At 72.4% G+C, this 17,063-nt stretch carries 17 protein-coding genes and 1 tRNA gene; 6 read left to right on the top strand and 12 right to left on the bottom strand.

Annotated features, from left to right (window positions below):
* Positions 1 to 40: 40 nt before the first annotated feature.
* Positions 41 to 736, bottom strand: a complete 696-nt coding sequence (locus tag AB0J76_RS12820) for a hypothetical protein (RefSeq protein WP_352327457.1) — start codon at positions 734 to 736, stop codon at positions 41 to 43.
* Positions 737 to 937: 201 nt separating this feature from the next.
* Here AB0J76_RS12820 and AB0J76_RS12815 point away from each other — a divergent pair, with 201 nt between their 5' ends.
* Positions 938 to 1,402 carry a response regulator transcription factor gene (locus tag AB0J76_RS12815; RefSeq protein WP_352327464.1) on the top strand — a complete coding sequence of 155 codons (465 nt, stop codon included), beginning with the start codon at positions 938 to 940 and terminating at the stop codon, positions 1,400 to 1,402.
* Positions 1,403 to 1,430: 28 nt separating this feature from the next.
* On the opposite strand, the gene selB is transcribed toward AB0J76_RS12815, so the two are convergent.
* The 3 genes from selB to AB0J76_RS12800 all read right to left on the bottom strand — a co-directional run bounded on the left by selB (position 1,431) and on the right by AB0J76_RS12800 (position 3,737).
* The gene (selB, locus tag AB0J76_RS12810) at positions 1,431 to 3,170 is read right to left on the bottom strand and encodes a selenocysteine-specific translation elongation factor (RefSeq protein WP_352327458.1); all 1,740 of its coding nucleotides are present in this window, start codon (positions 3,168 to 3,170) and stop codon (positions 1,431 to 1,433) included.
* Positions 3,161 to 3,571 (bottom strand): rhodanese-like domain-containing protein, encoded by a 411-nt coding sequence (locus AB0J76_RS12805; RefSeq protein WP_364389790.1) that lies wholly within the window; start codon positions 3,569 to 3,571, stop codon positions 3,161 to 3,163. Before AB0J76_RS12805 ends, selB begins: the two co-directional genes overlap by 10 nt.
* 70 nt (positions 3,572 to 3,641) lie before the next feature.
* A tRNA-Sec gene (locus AB0J76_RS12800) sits at positions 3,642 to 3,737 on the bottom strand.
* Positions 3,738 to 3,809: 72 nt separating this feature from the next.
* Between AB0J76_RS12800 and AB0J76_RS12795 the strand changes: the two genes are divergently transcribed.
* A complete protein-coding gene (locus AB0J76_RS12795; protein ID WP_364389462.1) occupies positions 3,810 to 4,463 on the top strand; it encodes a hypothetical protein in 654 nt (217 codons plus the stop codon).
* 38 nt (positions 4,464 to 4,501) lie between these two features.
* Here AB0J76_RS12795 and AB0J76_RS12790 read toward each other — a convergent pair whose 3' ends face one another.
* The 4 genes from AB0J76_RS12790 to AB0J76_RS12775 form a co-directional block, all read right to left on the bottom strand.
* Positions 4,502 to 5,062, bottom strand: a complete 561-nt coding sequence (locus AB0J76_RS12790; protein ID WP_352328425.1) for a hypothetical protein — start codon at positions 5,060 to 5,062, stop codon at positions 4,502 to 4,504.
* A gap of 206 nt (positions 5,063 to 5,268) precedes the next feature.
* A complete protein-coding gene (locus AB0J76_RS12785) occupies positions 5,269 to 5,637 on the bottom strand; it encodes a hypothetical protein (RefSeq protein WP_364389460.1) in 369 nt (122 codons plus the stop codon).
* Between the two features lie 33 nt (positions 5,638 to 5,670).
* A complete protein-coding gene (locus AB0J76_RS12780; RefSeq protein WP_352328423.1) occupies positions 5,671 to 6,225 on the bottom strand; it encodes a hypothetical protein in 555 nt (184 codons plus the stop codon).
* The gene (locus AB0J76_RS12775) at positions 6,222 to 6,788 is read right to left on the bottom strand and encodes a MauE/DoxX family redox-associated membrane protein (protein ID WP_352328422.1); all 567 of its coding nucleotides are present in this window, start codon (positions 6,786 to 6,788) and stop codon (positions 6,222 to 6,224) included. Before AB0J76_RS12775 ends, AB0J76_RS12780 begins: the two co-directional genes overlap by 4 nt.
* A gap of 296 nt (positions 6,789 to 7,084) precedes the next feature.
* On the opposite strand from AB0J76_RS12775, the gene AB0J76_RS12770 reads away from it, so the two are divergent.
* Positions 7,085 to 10,717: a serine/threonine-protein kinase gene (locus tag AB0J76_RS12770; protein ID WP_352328421.1), complete on the top strand. Its 3,633-nt coding sequence runs from the start codon at positions 7,085 to 7,087 to the stop codon at positions 10,715 to 10,717.
* A 55-nt stretch (positions 10,718 to 10,772) separates the two neighbouring features.
* On the opposite strand, the gene AB0J76_RS12765 is transcribed toward AB0J76_RS12770, so the two are convergent.
* Positions 10,773 to 11,576 (bottom strand): alpha/beta hydrolase, encoded by an 804-nt coding sequence (locus AB0J76_RS12765; protein ID WP_352328420.1) that lies wholly within the window; start codon positions 11,574 to 11,576, stop codon positions 10,773 to 10,775.
* Between the two features lie 182 nt (positions 11,577 to 11,758).
* On the opposite strand from AB0J76_RS12765, the gene AB0J76_RS12760 reads away from it, so the two are divergent.
* Complete coding sequence (locus AB0J76_RS12760) at positions 11,759 to 12,691, top strand: TetR/AcrR family transcriptional regulator C-terminal domain-containing protein (protein ID WP_352328419.1); 933 nt, start codon at positions 11,759 to 11,761, stop codon at positions 12,689 to 12,691.
* 15 nt (positions 12,692 to 12,706) lie between these two features.
* Here the strand turns inward: AB0J76_RS12760 and AB0J76_RS12755 are convergent, their stop codons facing one another.
* Together AB0J76_RS12755 and AB0J76_RS12750 are read right to left on the bottom strand one after the other, a co-directional pair.
* A complete protein-coding gene (locus AB0J76_RS12755; RefSeq protein WP_364389457.1) occupies positions 12,707 to 13,513 on the bottom strand; it encodes a sulfite exporter TauE/SafE family protein in 807 nt (268 codons plus the stop codon).
* Between the two features lie 238 nt (positions 13,514 to 13,751).
* Positions 13,752 to 14,609 (bottom strand): NAD(P)H-binding protein, encoded by an 858-nt coding sequence (locus AB0J76_RS12750; protein ID WP_352324274.1) that lies wholly within the window; start codon positions 14,607 to 14,609, stop codon positions 13,752 to 13,754.
* A 71-nt stretch (positions 14,610 to 14,680) separates the two neighbouring features.
* Here AB0J76_RS12750 and AB0J76_RS12745 point away from each other — a divergent pair, with 71 nt between their 5' ends.
* Positions 14,681 to 15,445 carry a TetR/AcrR family transcriptional regulator gene (locus AB0J76_RS12745; protein ID WP_352324273.1) on the top strand — a complete coding sequence of 255 codons (765 nt, stop codon included), beginning with the start codon at positions 14,681 to 14,683 and terminating at the stop codon, positions 15,443 to 15,445.
* Positions 15,446 to 15,467: 22 nt separating this feature from the next.
* Here AB0J76_RS12745 and AB0J76_RS12740 read toward each other — a convergent pair whose 3' ends face one another.
* Entirely contained in the window at positions 15,468 to 16,076 is a 609-nt protein-coding gene (locus AB0J76_RS12740; protein ID WP_352324272.1) for a TetR/AcrR family transcriptional regulator, read from the bottom strand.
* A 71-nt stretch (positions 16,077 to 16,147) separates the two neighbouring features.
* On the opposite strand from AB0J76_RS12740, the gene AB0J76_RS12735 reads away from it, so the two are divergent.
* Positions 16,148 to 17,026, top strand: coding sequence for an alpha/beta hydrolase (locus AB0J76_RS12735; RefSeq protein ID WP_352324271.1), 879 nt, complete (start codon positions 16,148 to 16,150; stop codon positions 17,024 to 17,026).
* Positions 17,027 to 17,063: the final 37 nt, after the last annotated feature.

Here is a 17,063-nt window from a genome sequence, read left to right as displayed (position 1 = left end):
CCCGGGGCGGTGGCACTCCCCGCCAGTGTTCCGGGTGTCGTCAGGCGTCGCGCCGCTTCGCCGTCACGACGGCGATCGCGAGGAGGACGAGGCCGAAGGCCGCGTAGTAGGCGAGGGCCCACCACGGGCCGAGCAGCGACGTCGACGGAGGTGGGGCGGGTGGGCCTGGGGGTGCCGCGGCGGGATCCGGAACGCCGATGAGGAACTGCTTGCCGACGTTGAACGGGAGCCGCCGGTGGATGTCGGCGCCGATGCCGGGGATCGCCGGGACGAGCGACTCGGCGAACATCGCATAGCCCAGCAGCCGGGTCAGGGCGGCGGCGGTGTGCCTGACGAGCGCGCCGACCGCGACCGCCATGACGGCGGCGACCGCGTAGTAGGCGGCGATGCCGGCCACGTTCCGCCAGTCGGCCCCCGTGTCCAGGGCGAGGTCGGCCTCCGGCGCCAGCAGGGCCGCGGCGCCGAGCGACCCGAACGCGGAGACCAGGCCGAGCGCGCCGGCCGCGGCAGCGGCCACGGACGCCTTGGCGGCGAGCACCGAGCCGCGTCTCGGCACGGCGTGGAAGGTCGCCTTGATGGTGCCGTAACGGTACTCGGTGGTGATCGAGGCCATCGCCAGCGCCAGGATGGGCGCGATGCCGAGCTGGAAACCCGCCTGGCTGACGCCGACGGTGATCGCCGCGGCATCTCCCGCGCCGCCCGCCGCCAGCGCGGCGAAGGCGATGGGGACGACCACCGCGCCGGAGGCTCAGTTCGTGCAGCACGACCCCGTTCGCGGCGCAGGCCTCGCCGATCACGGAGCTGGGCGCGCCGGTGACGATCAGCGCGTCGTCTTCGACGCGGACGCTGGCCCCCGGACGCTCCAGCGGCGCTCGCAACCTGGCGGCGTCCGGCGTGCGGACCCGGACACTCGTCTCGGTCGCCTGGGCGGCGAACTCTGGCCGCCGCCGCCCGCATGGCGGCCCTGCCCGGCGCGCCGAAGGTCGTCATGCTCACCACGTTCGACCTCGACGAGTACGTGCACGAAGCGCTGCGGGCCGGGGCCGTCGGGTTCCTGCTGAAGGACACCCCGCCGCGTGACCTCGCGGCCGCCGTCCGCACGGTGGCCGCCGGGAACGCCATGCTCGCCCCCACCGTGACCAGGCGGCTCATCAGCGCGTTCGCCGAACGGCGGCAGCCCTCCAGGATCGACGCCGCCCGCAGACTCCTCGGCGGGCTGACCGACCGCGAGCACGAAGTCGTCCTCGCCGTCGCCCGCGGCCTGTCCAACCGGCAGATCGGCCGCGAGCTGTCCATGACCGAGACGACCGTCAAGGCACATGTCAGCCGCGCGCTGGCCAAGCTGCGCCTCGGCAACCGGGTGCAGGCGGCGGTCCTGGTCCACGAGGCCGCCCTCCTCTGACCCGCGGACCCGCAGGTGGACGGGTGCGTCAGCGCCCCACGGGCGGGACGCAGATCCGGGAGTCGTTGTCGACCCGCCGGGTGTGCCCCCGGGCGTCGAGGTACTCCAGGAGCGGTACGGCGACGCGGCGGCTCGTGCCCAGGGCGGTGCGGGCCTGGCTGACGGTGAAGGGCGCGGGCAGCGTGCTCAGCACGGCGACCGCCAGCTCCGGCGCGTCCGGCAGGAGGACGACGTTCCTCCCGATGTGCAGCAGCGCCGCCGCGCGCATGGCCGCGCCGAGGGCGGCGCCGGTCAGCCGCAGCTCGGTCAGGCGCTCGGCGGTGGGGGCGTCGAAGGGACGGCCGGCGAGGTCGGTCCGCAGCCGGGCGACGGCCTGTTCGACCTGCGGCGGCATCGGCGCCCGCGCCCGGTCGCCGTTGACGAGCACGCCTGCTCTGATCGTCAGCGGCTCGGCGACCAGCGCCCGTGCCAGCCGCCGGTCGGGCAGGCCGAGCAGCCGGGCGGCGGCCTGCACCGTGATCCCCTGGTCGTGTTGCGACACCTGCTCGCTCAGGCGGCGCCGCAGCTCGGACCAGTGGCCGGGGTCGGCGAACCAGTCGCCCGTCACCGGCGGCCCGTCAGGGGCGGCGCCCATCGCGGTCAGCTCGGCCCGGCTCAGCAGTCCGTGCCAGCGCAGCAGGTCGGCGGCGGCGGGCACGGTGACGCCGGCGAGCGCGGCCCCTCTGACCGCCGCGGCTCCCCGTCGCCGCAGGGGGGCCGGCCGCACGTCGAGGACGCGCACCCCCGCCACGATCATCCGGCGGCCGGGATCGCGGAGCAGGCCGTGGTCACCGCCCCTGAGCGGCAGGGGCCGGGCGAGGGTGAGACGGGCCGTGCCCGCGCCGAGAGGGCGCACCCGGGCCGGAACGGCGGCGGAGCCCAGATGGAAGACGAGTTCCCGGCCGACGTCCGCGCCGGGCTCCAGGCGCACGTCCGCCGACTGGGTGGTGATCCAGGAGTCCGGGGTCAGCAGCGGGGTGCCGCGTTGCAGCGCGTCCCGATCGGCGCCCCTGACGTTGACGGCGACGCGAGCCGTCGCCGGCACCGCGTCCCGCCGCTGGTTGAGCGTCTGAAGGCCGCGGACCTGGAGCCGGTGCGACCCGGCGAGCAGTTCGTCGCCCACCCGCAGCGTGCCGTGCGTGAGCGTGCCGGTGACGACGGTCCCGGCCCCGGTGACGGTGAACGCCCGATCGATCCACAACCGCACCGGGCCGTCCCGGCGCGGTTCCGGGAGGCCGGCCGCGAGCCGGTCGAGCGCGGCGGACAACTCGGGCAGGCCCTGGCCGGTCCGGGCGCTGACGGGGACGGCGTCGATCCCCGACAGGCTCGTCCCTTCCAGGTGGAGGCGGGCCTCCTCCAGCGCCGGTCCGGGATCGGCGAGGTCGGTGCGGGTGACCACCAGCAGGCCGTGCCGCACGTCCAGGGCGTGCAGGGCGGCCAGGTGCTCGGCGGACTGGGCCCGCCACCCCTCGTCCGCCGCCACCACGAACATGACCGCGGGGCACGGGCCGACGCCGGCGAGCATGTTGGTGACGAACCGCTCATGCCCGGGAACGTCGACGAACGCCACCTGCCGGCCGGAGCCGAGCGTGGTCCAGGCGAAGCCGAGGTCGATGGTCATGCCGCGGCGTCGTTCCTCGGCCCAGCGGTCAGGCTCCATCCCGGTGAGCGCGCGGACCAGGGCCGACTTGCCGTGGTCCACGTGCCCGGCGGTGGCGATCACCCACATGCGCGCTCGGCGGCCGTCGGCCTCGGGTCGGTGCCCGGTTCGCCCGGACCCCGCGGCCGGGTGAGGGCGGCGGGACGGCTCACCCTCAGCCCGTCCGCGATCCACGCCTGGAAGCCGCCGATCACGTCGGTGGCGTTCGCCAGCCCGATCTGCCTGAGGGCCGAGGCGGCGAGGCTGGAGGAGTATCCCTCGTCGCACAGGATGATCCAGCGGATCTGCGCCGAGGTGGCCTCGGGGATTCGCGCGTCGCAACGGGGATCGAGCCGCCACTCCAGGTGGTTGCGTTCGATCACGATGGCGCCGGGCACCTCGCCGCCGCTGCGCCGCTGGAACTCCGGGCGGGTGTCCACGATGTAGGCCTCACCACGACTCGCCGCGGCGAAGGCCTCGGCAGGCGGCAGGCGGCGCAGCCCGGCACGTGCCCGAGCCAGTAACGCGTCGATGCTCAGCAGGACTCCAGGGGGTGAGGTCTGGCGGAGGCGGACGGGAATCGAACCCGCCGCGCCGAGATGCTCGGCGCCATCGGTTTTGAAGACCGAGGGGGCCACCAGGCACCCGGACGCCTCCGCTGGTGATCTTAGCCCGCTCCGGGGCTCCGATTGAAGATCCTTCTTGCGCCGAGCCCCTCACCGGCAGCCGATGACCACGGCGCCGAAGGTGATCCACTGGCGTCTGGCCACCTCCGGCGACGAGGTGTACAACTGGATAATGATCTTCAAAGGTGTACGCAGGGGATCGATCTGGGCGGCGGTGGTGGCGCTGCTGCCGTCCTTGACCGCTTGTGCCGCCGGGGAGGCCGACGCGCGAACGGCGGCGCAGTCGTCCGGCCGGCCGGGAAGCCTGGCGAATCCGCGGGTGCTGAACTGCGCGAACCGCAACGGCGAGTTCCCCGGAGAGAAGACGGCGAGCCGCGCGGCCGAGCCGGACGACCTCGTGGTGGGGCCCTTGCTCATCCCCGGGCTGCTCGCGTGGGGCGACGCCCGGGCCGAGCAGTACGGGAGCGGCCACAAGTTCAAGGTCGGCGCGCTGGTCAGGAAGGGCAAGACGATCACGGTGTCCATCCCGGCGAAGTTCCACGACAGCGCGGGCCTGCTCTACTCCGAGCCGTCCAGGAACGCCCGCACCCCGGCCGAGGCCGATCACTCGGTGTCCTTCACCGCGTGCTCCGACCACGACACGATGTTCGTCGGCGGCTTCTACGTGAAGGAGCCCAGGTGCGTCCCGCTGGAGTTCCGGGTGCCGGGCGAGCCCGTCGTCCGGCGTGAGATCTCCTTCTTCAACGGCGCCTGCTGACCTTCGACGCGCCGCCCGCGCGAGCGGCGGGCGGCGCGTCAGCCCAGGAACGACGAAGCGACGACGCCGGCGAAGGCGACCGTGAGCAGGCCCAGCATCAGCCGCCTGACCGGCTTCTCCTTCTCCATGAGCCAGTCGATCAGCCACATCGGCTCAGGGATCTCCACCAGGTCCTTCGACGGCGGCACGATCGCGACCAGCGCGAAGCCCGGCCAGGTGAAGCCGATCGCGTAGGCGAGACCCGCCCACCACGGCACCAGCCCGAACAGCGTGACGCCGAGCGCCGCCCAGGTGAGCGAGGTGACCCTGAACGTGGTCAGGACCAGGCCGGTGTCCAGCCCCCACAGGAGCGCGCCCCTGGCCGGGCCGAACCGGTAGAAGTGCTGCTGCGGAGTCTGGCGCCGCCACATGGGCGTGCGCAGCCCGAACAGGCCGGAGTCGATGACCAGGCAGGCGAGCATCACCGTCGCCGCGGCGAGCTTGGCGCCCGTCCCCGGCATTCCGCCGAACAGGCCGGAGCCGAGCAGATGCACCAGCCCGTACGCGAGCGGCGCGGAGAGGCTGAAGCCGAGCATGAGCATGAGGATCGGCCGGTACATGGGCTTCTCCCCGGGAACTCTCCCCTGGACCAGGGGGCGGAGGTATCCGACGAAAGAAAGGCCTCAAAAGCTGAACAACTGCGCGAAGCCCGCGCTCGCGACGAGCAGGAGCAGCGCGAAGGTCAGCCAGGTGTCAAAGGACACGACATCCTCCATCCGGAGTGGCCGGCCGCGGACGTCGCGCCGGACCGGCCACCCGGTCGCTGTCAGCAGCCGTTGGCGTTGACGGTCCAGCCGGCCGAGCAGATGAACGGGCCCGAACCACAGTCGGCGCCCTTGGTGCACTCACCGCAGGCGTACTTCCGCTGGTACGGCGCCGAGCCGCTACAGCACTGCCACACCTTCATGCTGTAGCCGGACGGGCAGACGTACTGCCCGCTGCTGTTGGTCTTGCAGAAAGTGTTGGGAAGGGCGAGGTTGCAGCAGCGCCAGTTGCCCGCCGCCGCCGGCTTGGTCATCAGGGTCGCGCCCGCGACAGCGCCGATGGCCGCGACACCGACCCTGCCCATCCAGCCGAGGAATCCGCGCCGGCCCGACGCGTCGGGTCCGTCCGACATTTTGTTGAGATGATCCATGCTGGCCCTCTCTGGCCGTGGGGTGAAATCGGATCAGTGCCGTACGGAGGGCTTGCCGGCCAGGTGGTGCTTGTAGGGAACAGGGGCGGCCGCGTACATCTGCCTGACCGTCGGCACCGTGTGGGCCCGTGTCAGCTTCCCCTCGGTGACGTGGAGTGCGACGGGTGTGATGTCGAGCCCGATGCTGCCGACGATGCTCTCGTCCTCGTCGAGGACGACCCGGTCGCCGTACAGTCCGAACTCGGCGATGAACTCGTTGCCGTCCCCGGACACCGGGACGACCACGACCCACATCGATGGCGGCACCGCTCCCCCACGCAGCGCCGACGCCAGGTTGTGGCAGGTCTCGCACTTGTTGGACAGGAACAGCACCATGGCCCGCTCGGCCTCGTCGAGGGCCGCCGGCAGGCCGAAGCGGCTCGGCGGGGCACCCTCCAGGGTTCCCAGCTCCACCGGGGTGGGCTTGTCCTCCATGTCGAGGTAGCCCCGGATCTGCTTGACCTGCTGGAAGAGCTCCACCTGCGCGCCGATCTGGACGAACAGCACCACGGCCAGCAGGCAGATCACGATGAGCAGCACCGTCGTCATGCGGCGTGCACCTCCGCTTCGGGTTGGGTGGGGTCGGGAAGCACCATCCGGTCCTCCCGCAGCGGGCGCAACAGGCGCAGTTCGGCCCTCAGCTTCCAGGCGACCATGGCCAGCAGCGCCACGGCCAGGCCGAGCAGGCCCTCCTGCCCGGTCCAGGTCGGCGGGTTCGCCTCGGCCAGCACGACGAGCGCCAGCCACAGCGGGAGGTACAGCACCTGGCGCCAGCCGAGCACCGCGCCGCCGTTCCCGAAACAACCGCACTTGATCTTCTCGCCACGGCTCAGCGCGCGGATCCCGGCGCCGGCGAACGCCAGCGACAGCAGCACGATGAGCACGCGGGGCCACAAGGCGGACGGCGCCACCGTCAGGCCGATCACGGCCAGCATCTCGACGGCGATCACCGCGATCGCGGCATGCCTTCCCAGAGCCGCCGGGCCGAGTTGTGCGATGGTCCGGCCGAGTTCGCGGTGGGTTATGGTCTTTGACAGTGTCGCTATCAGGAAAACCACGATGAGTATGACCTGAGCAGCGGCTCCGGTCGCAACTGCCGCATTCAGATTCATCCGTCGCTCCCGTCAGGGTCGGATGAACGAAAAGTATGGTACCGGCCTTAAATGATCAACTCTTGACAAGATCGATTTCGCGGGATAGCCGGGAATTCACGGATTGACCCCGGCGAGCAGATCGTCGTCACCCACGGCACCGCGAACGTCGCCACCGCCGCCCCGATGCGCGCGCGTCCCCGACCCCGCCATCACCCGGCCGACCGCGCGATCCCAGTCCGGAGCCGGGACCGCCTGACCCTGCTCATGAACGGCCGGCGTACCGGCACGCGCCTCCCTTGACCCAGAATTCGCATATGTCGCCTGTTCCGCTCACCCCTTCGGATCCGCACCGGCTCGGTGACTACTGGCTGGCCAGACGGCTCGGCGCAGGCGGGCAGGGCGTGGTCTACGAGGCCTACGACGAGACGGGCCGGCGGGTGGCGGTCAAGGTGCCCAGGCTGAGCGACGCCGCCTCGCGCGCCCGGCTCAGCAAGGAGGCGGCGGCCGCCCAGCGGGTGTCGTCGTTCTGTACGGCCCGGGTGATCGAGGCCAGAACCGACGTCGCCGAGCCGTACATCGTCAGCGAGTACGTGCCCGGACCCACGCTGCGCCAGGTCGTCACCGAGGCCGGGCCGTACGCAGGCGACGCGCTGCGGCGGCTGGCCATCGGCGTCGCCACCGCGCTGACGGCCATTCACGAGGCGGGCGTCGTCCACCGCGACCTCAAGCCGGACAACATCATCCTGGGCCCCGGCGGACCGAGGGTGATCGACTTCGGGGTGGCCCGGGAGGCCGGGCCGCTGACGACGACCGGTCCGATCATGGGCACGCCCAACTACATGGCGCCGGAGGTCTTCACGGGGAGCGGGGCCGCGGCGGCCGCCGACCTGTGGGCCTGGGCGCTGGTCGTCCTGTTCGCCGCGCTCGGCCGCGACCCGATCCCGGGGCAGGAGCCGCTGTCGGTGGTCAACACCGTGCTCGGCTTCCGGCCCGATCCCGGCGTGCTGCCCGAGCCGCTCGACGGGCTGGTCACGGCGGCGACCTCCAGGAATCCGGACGAACGGCCCTCGGCCAGAACAGTGCTGCTCGGCCTGCTCGACGTCCGCGACGACGTCCACCATGACGCCCGCGCCGACGTCCACCACGACGCCCGCGACGGCGGCCGGCTGGACGACCGGCTGCTGGCGGCGGGCGGCGACGCCGCCGCGGCGGTGCGGGCGCCGCTACCGGCCGAGCCCGATCTGGGCACCATCGCGGAGGAGCTGTTCGGAGAGCTCTCCGACGGCGAGCGGACCCTCGCACCTGATCTCTTCCTCCGGATGGTGGGCCTCACGGAGGAGGACGGCGAGACCGTCAGGCACGTCCCCCGCGACGAGCTTGAGGCGACGGGACCGGCCGAGTCGCTGTTGTCCCTGTACGTGGCCGCCGGCCTCATCACCGAGGTCGACTCCGCCTACACCCTGGCCAGCCCGGCCCTGATGCAGGCCTGGCCGCGGCTGCGGCACTGGGTGGCGGACAACCGCGAGGGCCTGCACGTCCACCGGCGGCTCACCGCGGCCGCCCGGTTCTGGGACGAGCACGGCCGCAAGCCCGCCGACCTGCTGCGCGGCTCCGGCCTCGACAGAACGCTGGGCTGGGCTTCCGCCGAGCGCCGGGACATCGCGCTGCGGGCGCTGGAGCGCGAGTTCCTCGATGTCTCAGCCAAGCAGGCCAGGCGGCAGTCCAAGCGCCGCGGCCTGATCGCGGTCACGCTCGTCGTCCTGCTCGTGGCGACGCTCGGCGGGCTCGGCCTGGCGGAGCACCTGCGGGAGGTCTCCAGCCGCCAGCGCGACGAGGCGACGGCCCGGTCGCTCCTGCTGCGCGCGGCGGACCTGCGCCGGCGGGACCCCCGGCTCGCGATGCGGCTGAGCGTGGCGGCATGGCGGCTCAGCCCCTCGATCCCCCAGTCGCGCGGCGGTCTGTACGACTCCCTGTCGGACGACGGACTCGACTCGTTCACCGATCCGGACGTGACCGCCGGCACCGTCTACGCGACCAGCCGGGACGGGCGCACGCTGGTGAGCGTCCGGGCCGGTCTGGTGAGGATCTGGGACGTACGCGAACACCGGAAGGTTCGCGAGTTCCCGGGCGTGAGCCCTACGGCGGTGATGGGGGCGCTGAGTCCCGACGGCCGAGTCCTGGCGGTCCAGGACGACCACGAGGTGCGGTTGTGGGACGTCCCGACCGGCACGGCGATGGGGAACGGCTTCGCCGGCGGAGCAAGTCAGGGCAACGCGGGCAGATTGGCGTTCGACCCCGCCGGACGGTTCCTCGCCGTCCCCGACCTCTCGCGCAGCCGCACCGGCGCGCACTGGTGGGACGTGGCCACCCGTCGCCAGCTCCGCGCCGGCTCCGGCGCGGGCGTGGACGCCGTGAACGCCGACGGCACCCTGGGCGTCGTCTACTCCACCGGAGGCGGACGGGCGGAACTGTGGGCGCTGAAGACGAACCGAGCGCTCCGGGCGGACTGGCTGCCTCGGAAGAAGGACGTCCAGAGCGCCGTGTTCAGTGAGGACGGCCGGGCACTGGCCGTCACGGCCGCCGTCCCGCATCCGCCTGGTCAGGCTGGTGTGGCGGGAAACAGGCTCCTGTTGCGAAGTGTGCCCTCGGGAGCCGCGCTCAAGGGGGACGGAGGGGGGCCGGCAGGCAAGATCTACTCCTTCGGCTACGGCGACCGGTTCCTCGCCTACGAAGGTGAGGGGGCGAAGAGCCTGACCGTGATGCGACTCAGCGACGGCCAGATGGTCCTGCAGCGCGAACTCGGCGCGCCGATCGACCAGGTCCGTTTCGACGAGCCGGACCACGTCATGAGGGTCCGCCTGACGGGCACCGTGTCGACGATGGACCTGCGGAGCCTGGACGACCGCCCCGCGCTGCCCGGAACGGCTGGCGGAAGGGCCCTCCTCGGGCCCGGGGGGCGGGTGCTCGCCCTGTACGGAGCCGGCCGGGTGCGGTTGTGGGACGTGGCCGGCCGGAGAAGTCTCGGTCCGCCGATCGACGTGGGCGAAGGGACGTTGCACCGCCCTGCGCTCGCTTTCAGCAGGGATGGGAGAAGACTCGCCATCGGCGGCACGCCACGGATGGCCGGGTCCCCTGTCGGGGTGATGATCGTGGACACGTCCACGGCCCTGCCGGTCAGCTCTTTCGGGGTCGCGAACAAGCAGGCGAACAGCGTCGACGGTCTCGCCTTCAGTCCTGACGGCGCCACGCTCGCAGTCGCCCCCGGCCGCGAGGCCATGGACGGGGCCATGCCCTTCCCGCTCGAACTGTGGACTCTGTCCTCCTCCACCGTGCGGACGGTGAAGGACGTGCACGGGTCGGCGAACATGGCCTTCCGTCCTGACGGGAAGCTGCTGGTGGCCGGGTTCGCACCGGAGATCACGCTGGTGGATCCGCTGCGCGGCGCCCGGTTGCCGCGGCCGGAAGGGGCGGGAAGCCTGCCCGGCGGACCGTACGCGTTCAGCCCTGACGGTGGGCGCGTGGCCGTCAGCATGGAGGCCGAGCCGCTGTCGCTCTGGAGTCCGGATTTCACCGGCACCAGCGGCCTCCGGTTCCCGGCCGTGGGTGACGGCGGGATCTACACCCTTGTCTGGTCCGCGGACGGACGGACCATCGCCACGTACGCGGCCGGCGACAGAATCCGGCTGTGGGACGCGGACACCCGGCAACCCCTGGGGACGATCTTCGACGGCCATGTCGACGTGGGCTTCGAGAGCAGCGCGACGCTGGCGTTCAGCGCGGACGGCCGGACGTTGTTCAGCGCCACGCCGGACGGCGTGGTGCGCGCGCATCCCCTCGACGGCGAGCGAGCCGCCACGGCGGTCTGCGACCGGGCACGCGGACCGTTGAGCCCCGCGGAGTGGAAGAGACACCTCCGCGAGATCGAGTACGTCAACACCTGCGAATAGGCCACCGTCCGATCAGACGGGCCGCGACGACCCAGGCGATGCCGGCTCCCGCTGGTCACGCGGAGGGGACGTCGAGCGTTCGCAGGAAGTCCTGGAGCGCGCCGATGAAACCCGCCGGGTCCTGGAGGTGCACGAAGTGGTCACCGTGGAGGGTCACCAGCCGGGTGTGCGGCCGCCGCTCGGCCATCTCGTGCGCCTGACCGCAGGTGATCGGGCTGTTCTCGCCCACCACAAGCAGCGCGGGGACGTCGGTCGCCAGCCAGTCGGCCCAGTGGTCACCCCAGTTGGAGCGTTCCGACTCGACCGTGTCGCGAGGATGGAACGGCAGGCGCCAGCGGCCGTCCGGCAGGTGCCGCAGGCGGCCCGCGAACATCGGACCCGCTGCGCCGAGCCCGGCCACCAGCTCGTCACGGGTGGCGGCCTCGTACGGACTGGACAGCAGGAAGTCCAGACGGCTCGGACCTGAGACGACGGCGCCGATCTCCTCGACGACCAGGGCGCGGACGAGCGCCGGGTGACGGGCGGCGAGCTGGTAGGCGTTCAGTCCGCCCAGAGAGTGCCCCAGAGCCACGACCGGGCCGGCGTCCAGGTGCTCCAGCAGGGCCGCGAGGTCGGCGACGTACCCCTCGCGGGAGTAGTCCGCGGCTCGGTCCGACTCGCCGTGCCCTCGCTGGTCGGGCGCGATGACCCGCCAGTGGGGGCCCAGCTCGGCCGCCAGGCCGCTCCACGTCGCGCCCTGGTCGAGATGTCCGTGCAGGGCCAGCAGGGGCCGGCCGGGGCCGCCGAAGTCGAGGTAGGACAGGTGGCGTCCGTCCAGTTCCAGTGCTGCGCGTACCGGGGTGGGGATCGCGCTCGGCATCTCGGTGCTCCGCTCGTCTCGGTCTCCGGCCAGGGGTTCCGGCTGGATGTGTGCACCGTAGACTGCGCAGGTGCCCACGGCCAAGCGCGCCCTAGTGCAGCTGGTTCAAGTGGGATGATGAAGCCGGATCAACGGCCGGCCCGAGCTTGGGTGCACTAGTGCGGCCCCATGGAGGGAGTTCTGTGACGAGCCCTGCCGAGTCCTCCGCCGATCCGCCCTTCCTGCGCATCGCCGCCGAGCTGCGCCGACGCATCGAAGGCGGCGAGCTCCGCCCCGGTGATCTGCTGCCCTCCACGCGGCAGATCGTCCGGGAGTTCGGCGTCGCCATGGCCACGGCCAGCAAGGCGCTGACCGCCCTGCGGCAGGCCGGCCTGGCGCGGCCGGTTCCCGGGGTCGGCACGGTCGTCGACACCCCGGGCGTCTCCCCGAGGACGCCGCACGACCGCAGACGTCCGGCGGCGTCCTTGGACCGGGGCCGGATCGTCCGCGCGGGGTCGGCCATCGCGGATGCCGAGGGGCTGGCCGCACTGTCCATGCGTCGCCTCGCCGCCGAGCTGGACGTCACCACCATGGCCCTCTACCGCCACGTGGCCGGCAGAGAGCAGCTGATCCTGCTCATGGCCGACGCCGCCTTCGGCGAGTTCCCGCTTCCGGAGCCCCTTCCGCCCGGCTGGCGCCACCGTCTGGAGACGGCGGCCAGGCAGCAGTGGGCCATGTATCGGCGTCACCCGTGGCTGGCTCAGGCCGTCTCCTTCACCCGCCCCCTGCTCGCTCCCCGCGCGATGGTCCACAGCGAGTGGATGATGCGCGCCCTGGACGGGCTCGGCCTGGACCCGGCCACCAGCCTGCACATCCACGCCTGCGTGGCCGCCTACGTCCGAGGGGTGGCCGCGGACCTGGAGTCCGAGGCGGCGGCCGCGGCCCACTCGGGGATCACCGGCGAGCAGTGGATGGACACCCGCGGCACACCGGCGCTGACGGGCCCTTCAGGCGGAACGGCGTTCCCGAACCTCGCCCTCGTCCCCCTTCGTTCGCTCGACCTGGACACCCTGTTCGAGTTCGGGCTCCACCGCCTCCTGGAGGGCATCGCGGCGCTGATCCCCTCGCCGCCCTGACGACGTCGTCCAGGCTCAGATCCCGGCGAGCAACAAGATCGCCGCGACGACGATTCCGCCCTCGATGACCAGCACGAGGGTCCGGGCGTTCATCCGGGCGACGGTTCTCCTGCCCAGCCACGCGCCGGCGACGACGGCCGGGGTGAGCGCCAGGCCGAGGAGGAGCACGTGGACGGACAGCAGGCTGCCCGCACCATAAGCGACGATCTTGGTCAGGTGGATGACCAGGGAGGCGGCAGCCTCGGTGCCGATGTACGCGCTGCCGAGGACGCCCTTGACGAGGAAGAACGGGGCCGCGAGCGGCCCTGCCGCCCCGAACAGGGCTGAGGCGAGTCCGCAACCGGCGCCGACGGCGGCGAACGTCCTGTCGGCCGGCACCGCCGGGGCCGGCCGGAACCGCCGCCAGAGGACGGTGACGACGAGGAACGCGCCGAGCACGCGCTTGAGCGGTTCGACCGGCACGTAGGGCAGCAGGAGACCGCCGGCCAGGGCGAAGGGGACGGCGCCCAGGGCGTACCACGTGATGAGCCGCCACTGGACCGCGCGCCGGTTGAACCAGACGCGGCCGCCGTTGCTGGCCAGCTGAGTCAGTGCGAGGGTGGGCAGGGCCACCTGAAGACCGAACAGGGCGGTGAGCGCGATCAGCATCAACACGCCGCCGCCCACGCCGCCCACCGACGACAGCCAGGCCAGAGCGAAGGCCAGCACCGACGCGGTCAGCAGCGCGGGGACGAGGCCGGCGGACGGCTCGAGAAACGGTGCGCTCTGCCGCGGGATCCCACCGGGCAGATGCTGGATGAACAGGACAACGGTCGGGCACACCAGGAGGCCTCTCCGGCTCCCGCGCTCGCGGGAGGCACGACCTCCAGGCTTTTGCCCCTTCAGTTGACCGGTGGCCACCCGAGCCGCCGGCGGTGTCGCTCGGACCAGGCCCGCCGGACCCGCGTGGAACGGGCCCGGCGGCGGAACCCTAGACACTCACCTGGCACCGTACCCTCCGGCGGGGGTCGTCGCGGAGTGCCGGGCACGAAGTGCGGGCAAGCGGCGGTGACGAGTTCTCCTAGCGGAAGTCCTCGGCATGATCCCGCGCCCACTGCGCGAACGTCCGCGGCGGGCTGCCTGTCACGGACTGCGCCGTGGGCAACGGGCCCAAGGTGCTCGGATCGAAGTCCGTGCTGCCGGCCGGATCGACCGGATTGCCGTCGTAGTCCGCGAATCCCAGCAGGAAGTCGGCGGCCTCGGCGGCGAATCCGCCGATCTTCAGGTAGATCTCGCGCGCCTGCGCCGGAGTGACCTCCTCGAACCTCACCTCTTCGCCGAGCGCGTCGGCGATGGCTCGGACCTGGCCGCGCAGGCTGATCAACTCCGGGCCGTTGATGTCGTACGCCTGGCCGTGATGTCCCTCCTCCAGCAGGGCTTTCAGCGCCACGTCGGCGACATCCCGCTCGTGCACGGGAAACCAGGCCGCGTCCGGGTTCGCGTCCCGGACCAGCCGCTCGGCCCGGATCGACGGCCCCCACAGCGAGAGCTTGTTGGCGGCGAACTCGCCCGGCCGCAGGTGTGTCCACTCCAGACCGGACTCCTGCACGGCCTGTTCGACCGGCGGATGGAAGGTCGTGTCGAACCCGCCGCTCACCGCGCCCGACGAGAGCACGACGATCCGCCGCACGCCGGCCCGCTTCGCGCGTTCGACGATCTCCTTCGCCGTCGACGGCTCCGGGAACAGGAACATCCGGTCCACGCCGTCGAACGGCACGCTGTCCGGCTCGGTGAGATCTCCCTGGACGACCTCCGCGCCGGGCAGCCGGGCCCGGCCCGGGTTCCTGGTCAGCGCCCGTACCTGAATGTGGGCCTCGACCAGGCCCGCTGTCACATGCCGCCCGACGTTCCCCGTCGCCCCGGTCACCAGCACTCGCACGCCCGTCCTCCTTTTCCGTACGTCCTACGGATAAAACGTTACCGTACGATCTACGGAAAAGGGGAGGCTTGATGGAACGCAGCGGCGGTGGAGACCCTCGGGAGACCTTGCGCCTGCTCTGGCGTTCCCCGCAGGCTCGATCGGGCCGCGGCCGGCCGCCCAAGGTGTCCCTGGACAAGATCGTGGCTGCGGCCATGGCGCTGGCGGACCGGGAAGGACTGGCCGCCATGACCATGGACCGGCTCGCCGCGTCCCTCGACGTCGGCACGATGACGCTCTACACCCACGTGCCCGGCAAGGCCGAACTGGTCGACCTGATGGTGGACGCCGCCTGGCAGGAGCTCGACCTGACCCGATCGGGCTCCTGGCGGGACCGGATCGAGCACTACGCGAAGCAGAACACGGCCCTGCACGAACGCCACCCGTGGCTGCGCATGGTGTCGACCGTACGACCGCCCCTGGGTCCCGGCCTGCTCGCCAGGGCCGACTTCCTGCTGGCCGCTCTGTCCATGACCGGGCTGTCCGCCGCCGAGACGTCCGCGGCGAGCGACTCCATCGTCACCTTCGTCGACGCCGCGGCCGCCACCCTCGCCGAACACACCCATGCCGAGCGGCTGAGCGGCCTGTCCGGCGACGACTGGTGGGCCGCCCGCCAGGAGTTCTGGGAGACCACCTTCGACCCGGCGCGCTACCCGGCGATCGAACAGACCTGGCACGACGGCGGCCTCGACCGCAGCGCGGCCGAGGCCGCGGTGCGCGCGTTCGACCTCGGCCTGCGTGCCCTGCTCGACGGGATCGCCGCGACGGCCCAGCGGAACCGCCGATCGGCCGGCTGATCTCCCCAGGGGCTCTGATCGGCTAGCCCTGTCCGGCGACGGTCGCGCGCAGGGTCTCGATCCACCAGTCGAGCAGACGATCGCGGGCGGTGTCGTCCAGCCCGACGCTCCGGCGGAACTCGTCGCCGAACAACGGCTCCGTCGCGACGGCCTGGTGCAGCGCGCACACGGTCAGCTGGATCGCCTCGCGGGACGGCGGCGTCCGCCCGGTGGCCTCGCACTGCTGCCGAGCCTGGGCGTGCAGCCGGTCCACCACCTCGTCCAGCATTCCGCTACCAGCGTCCCGCCAGCCGGAACGGTGCAGCGCGAGCGCCAGTTCGGCGTAACCACCCGCGTACAGCGCGGCCAGCGTGCGCACCAGCTCGGCGGGATCGATGGGGGCGCCCGCCCACGTGTCGAGCACGACGTGCAGTTCGGCCTTCAGTTTGGCCCCGCCGAATCGCAGCAGCGACTCCAGCAGCCGGTCACGCGTGCCGAAGTGGTGGTTGACCGCGGCGTCGGACACGCCGACCTCCGCGGCGACGGCGCGCACCTGCACGGCGGCGGGGCCGCCGGCGGCGAGCAGCCTGCTCGCCGCCTCGAGGATCAGCCGCTTGGCGTCCTCGGGCTGACGTCGTACTCGGGCGGCCATGCGCCCACCTTACCTTGACCGGTCAAGGCAGTCTCCCTTACCTTGATTGCTCAAGGTAAGGGAGGCGGCGCGTGCGGGGACACTTGGCGATTCCGGCGATGACCGAACTGGCGGCGGCACTGGGTGTCGCGATCGACGATCCGGCTCCGCCCCGCGAGATCCACTTCTCCCGGGCGGGCTGCCGGTTGCACGCGTTCGACTGGGGCGGACCGGGATCCCCGGTGCTGCTGTTGCACGGTGGCGCGTTGACCGCCCACACGTGGGACTTCGTCTGCCTCGGCCTGCGCGGCGCCGCCCGGCTGATCGCGCTGGATCTGCGAGGTCACGGCGAGAGCGGCTGGTCCGGCGACTACCGCCTCGGCACCCTCGCGGCCGACGTCGTCGCCGCGGCCGACCATCTCGGCTTCGACCGGGTCAAGCTGGTCGGCATGTCGCTGGGCGGCGTCGTCGCGGCCCAGGTCGCCGACGAGCATCCCGGCCGGGTGGAGCGGCTGGTGCTCATCGACGTCGCACCCGGCGTGGACTTCGACAGCACCTGGCGGGTGCGGACGTTCATCGGCGGGCTCGGCCCGGTGCGGGATCTGGAGACGGTGGTGGAGGCCGCGATGCGGGTCAACCCACGCGCCCACCGGCCCAGCGTCGCCTACCGCATGAGCACGCTGTTCCGCCGCGCACCCGGCGGCGGCTGGGTGCCGAAGGGCGATCCGCGGCCTCCGGACTTCCCCGCCATCCTGGCGGCCATCGAGCGGCTGCCCGCCCGGCTGGGCAGGACGCCGGTGCTGCTCGTGCGCGGCGGACGCAGCAAAGTGCTCCCCCAGGCCACCGCCGAACGCCTGGTCGCGCACGTCCCGGACGGCGAGCTCGTGGTCGTGCCGGACGCCGGGCACAACGTCCAGGAGGACAACCCGGCCGCCCTCATCAGCGCGTTACGCGCCTACCTGACACGCTGACCACGACAAGGCCGGACCGCGAAAGGAGAACCAGCGC

It is taken from the genome of Nonomuraea sp. NPDC049624 (genome assembly GCF_040675255.1).
In the GTDB taxonomy this organism is placed as follows: domain Bacteria; phylum Actinomycetota; class Actinomycetes; order Streptosporangiales; family Streptosporangiaceae; genus Nonomuraea.
This window is presented reverse-complemented; position numbering and strand designations above follow the sequence as displayed.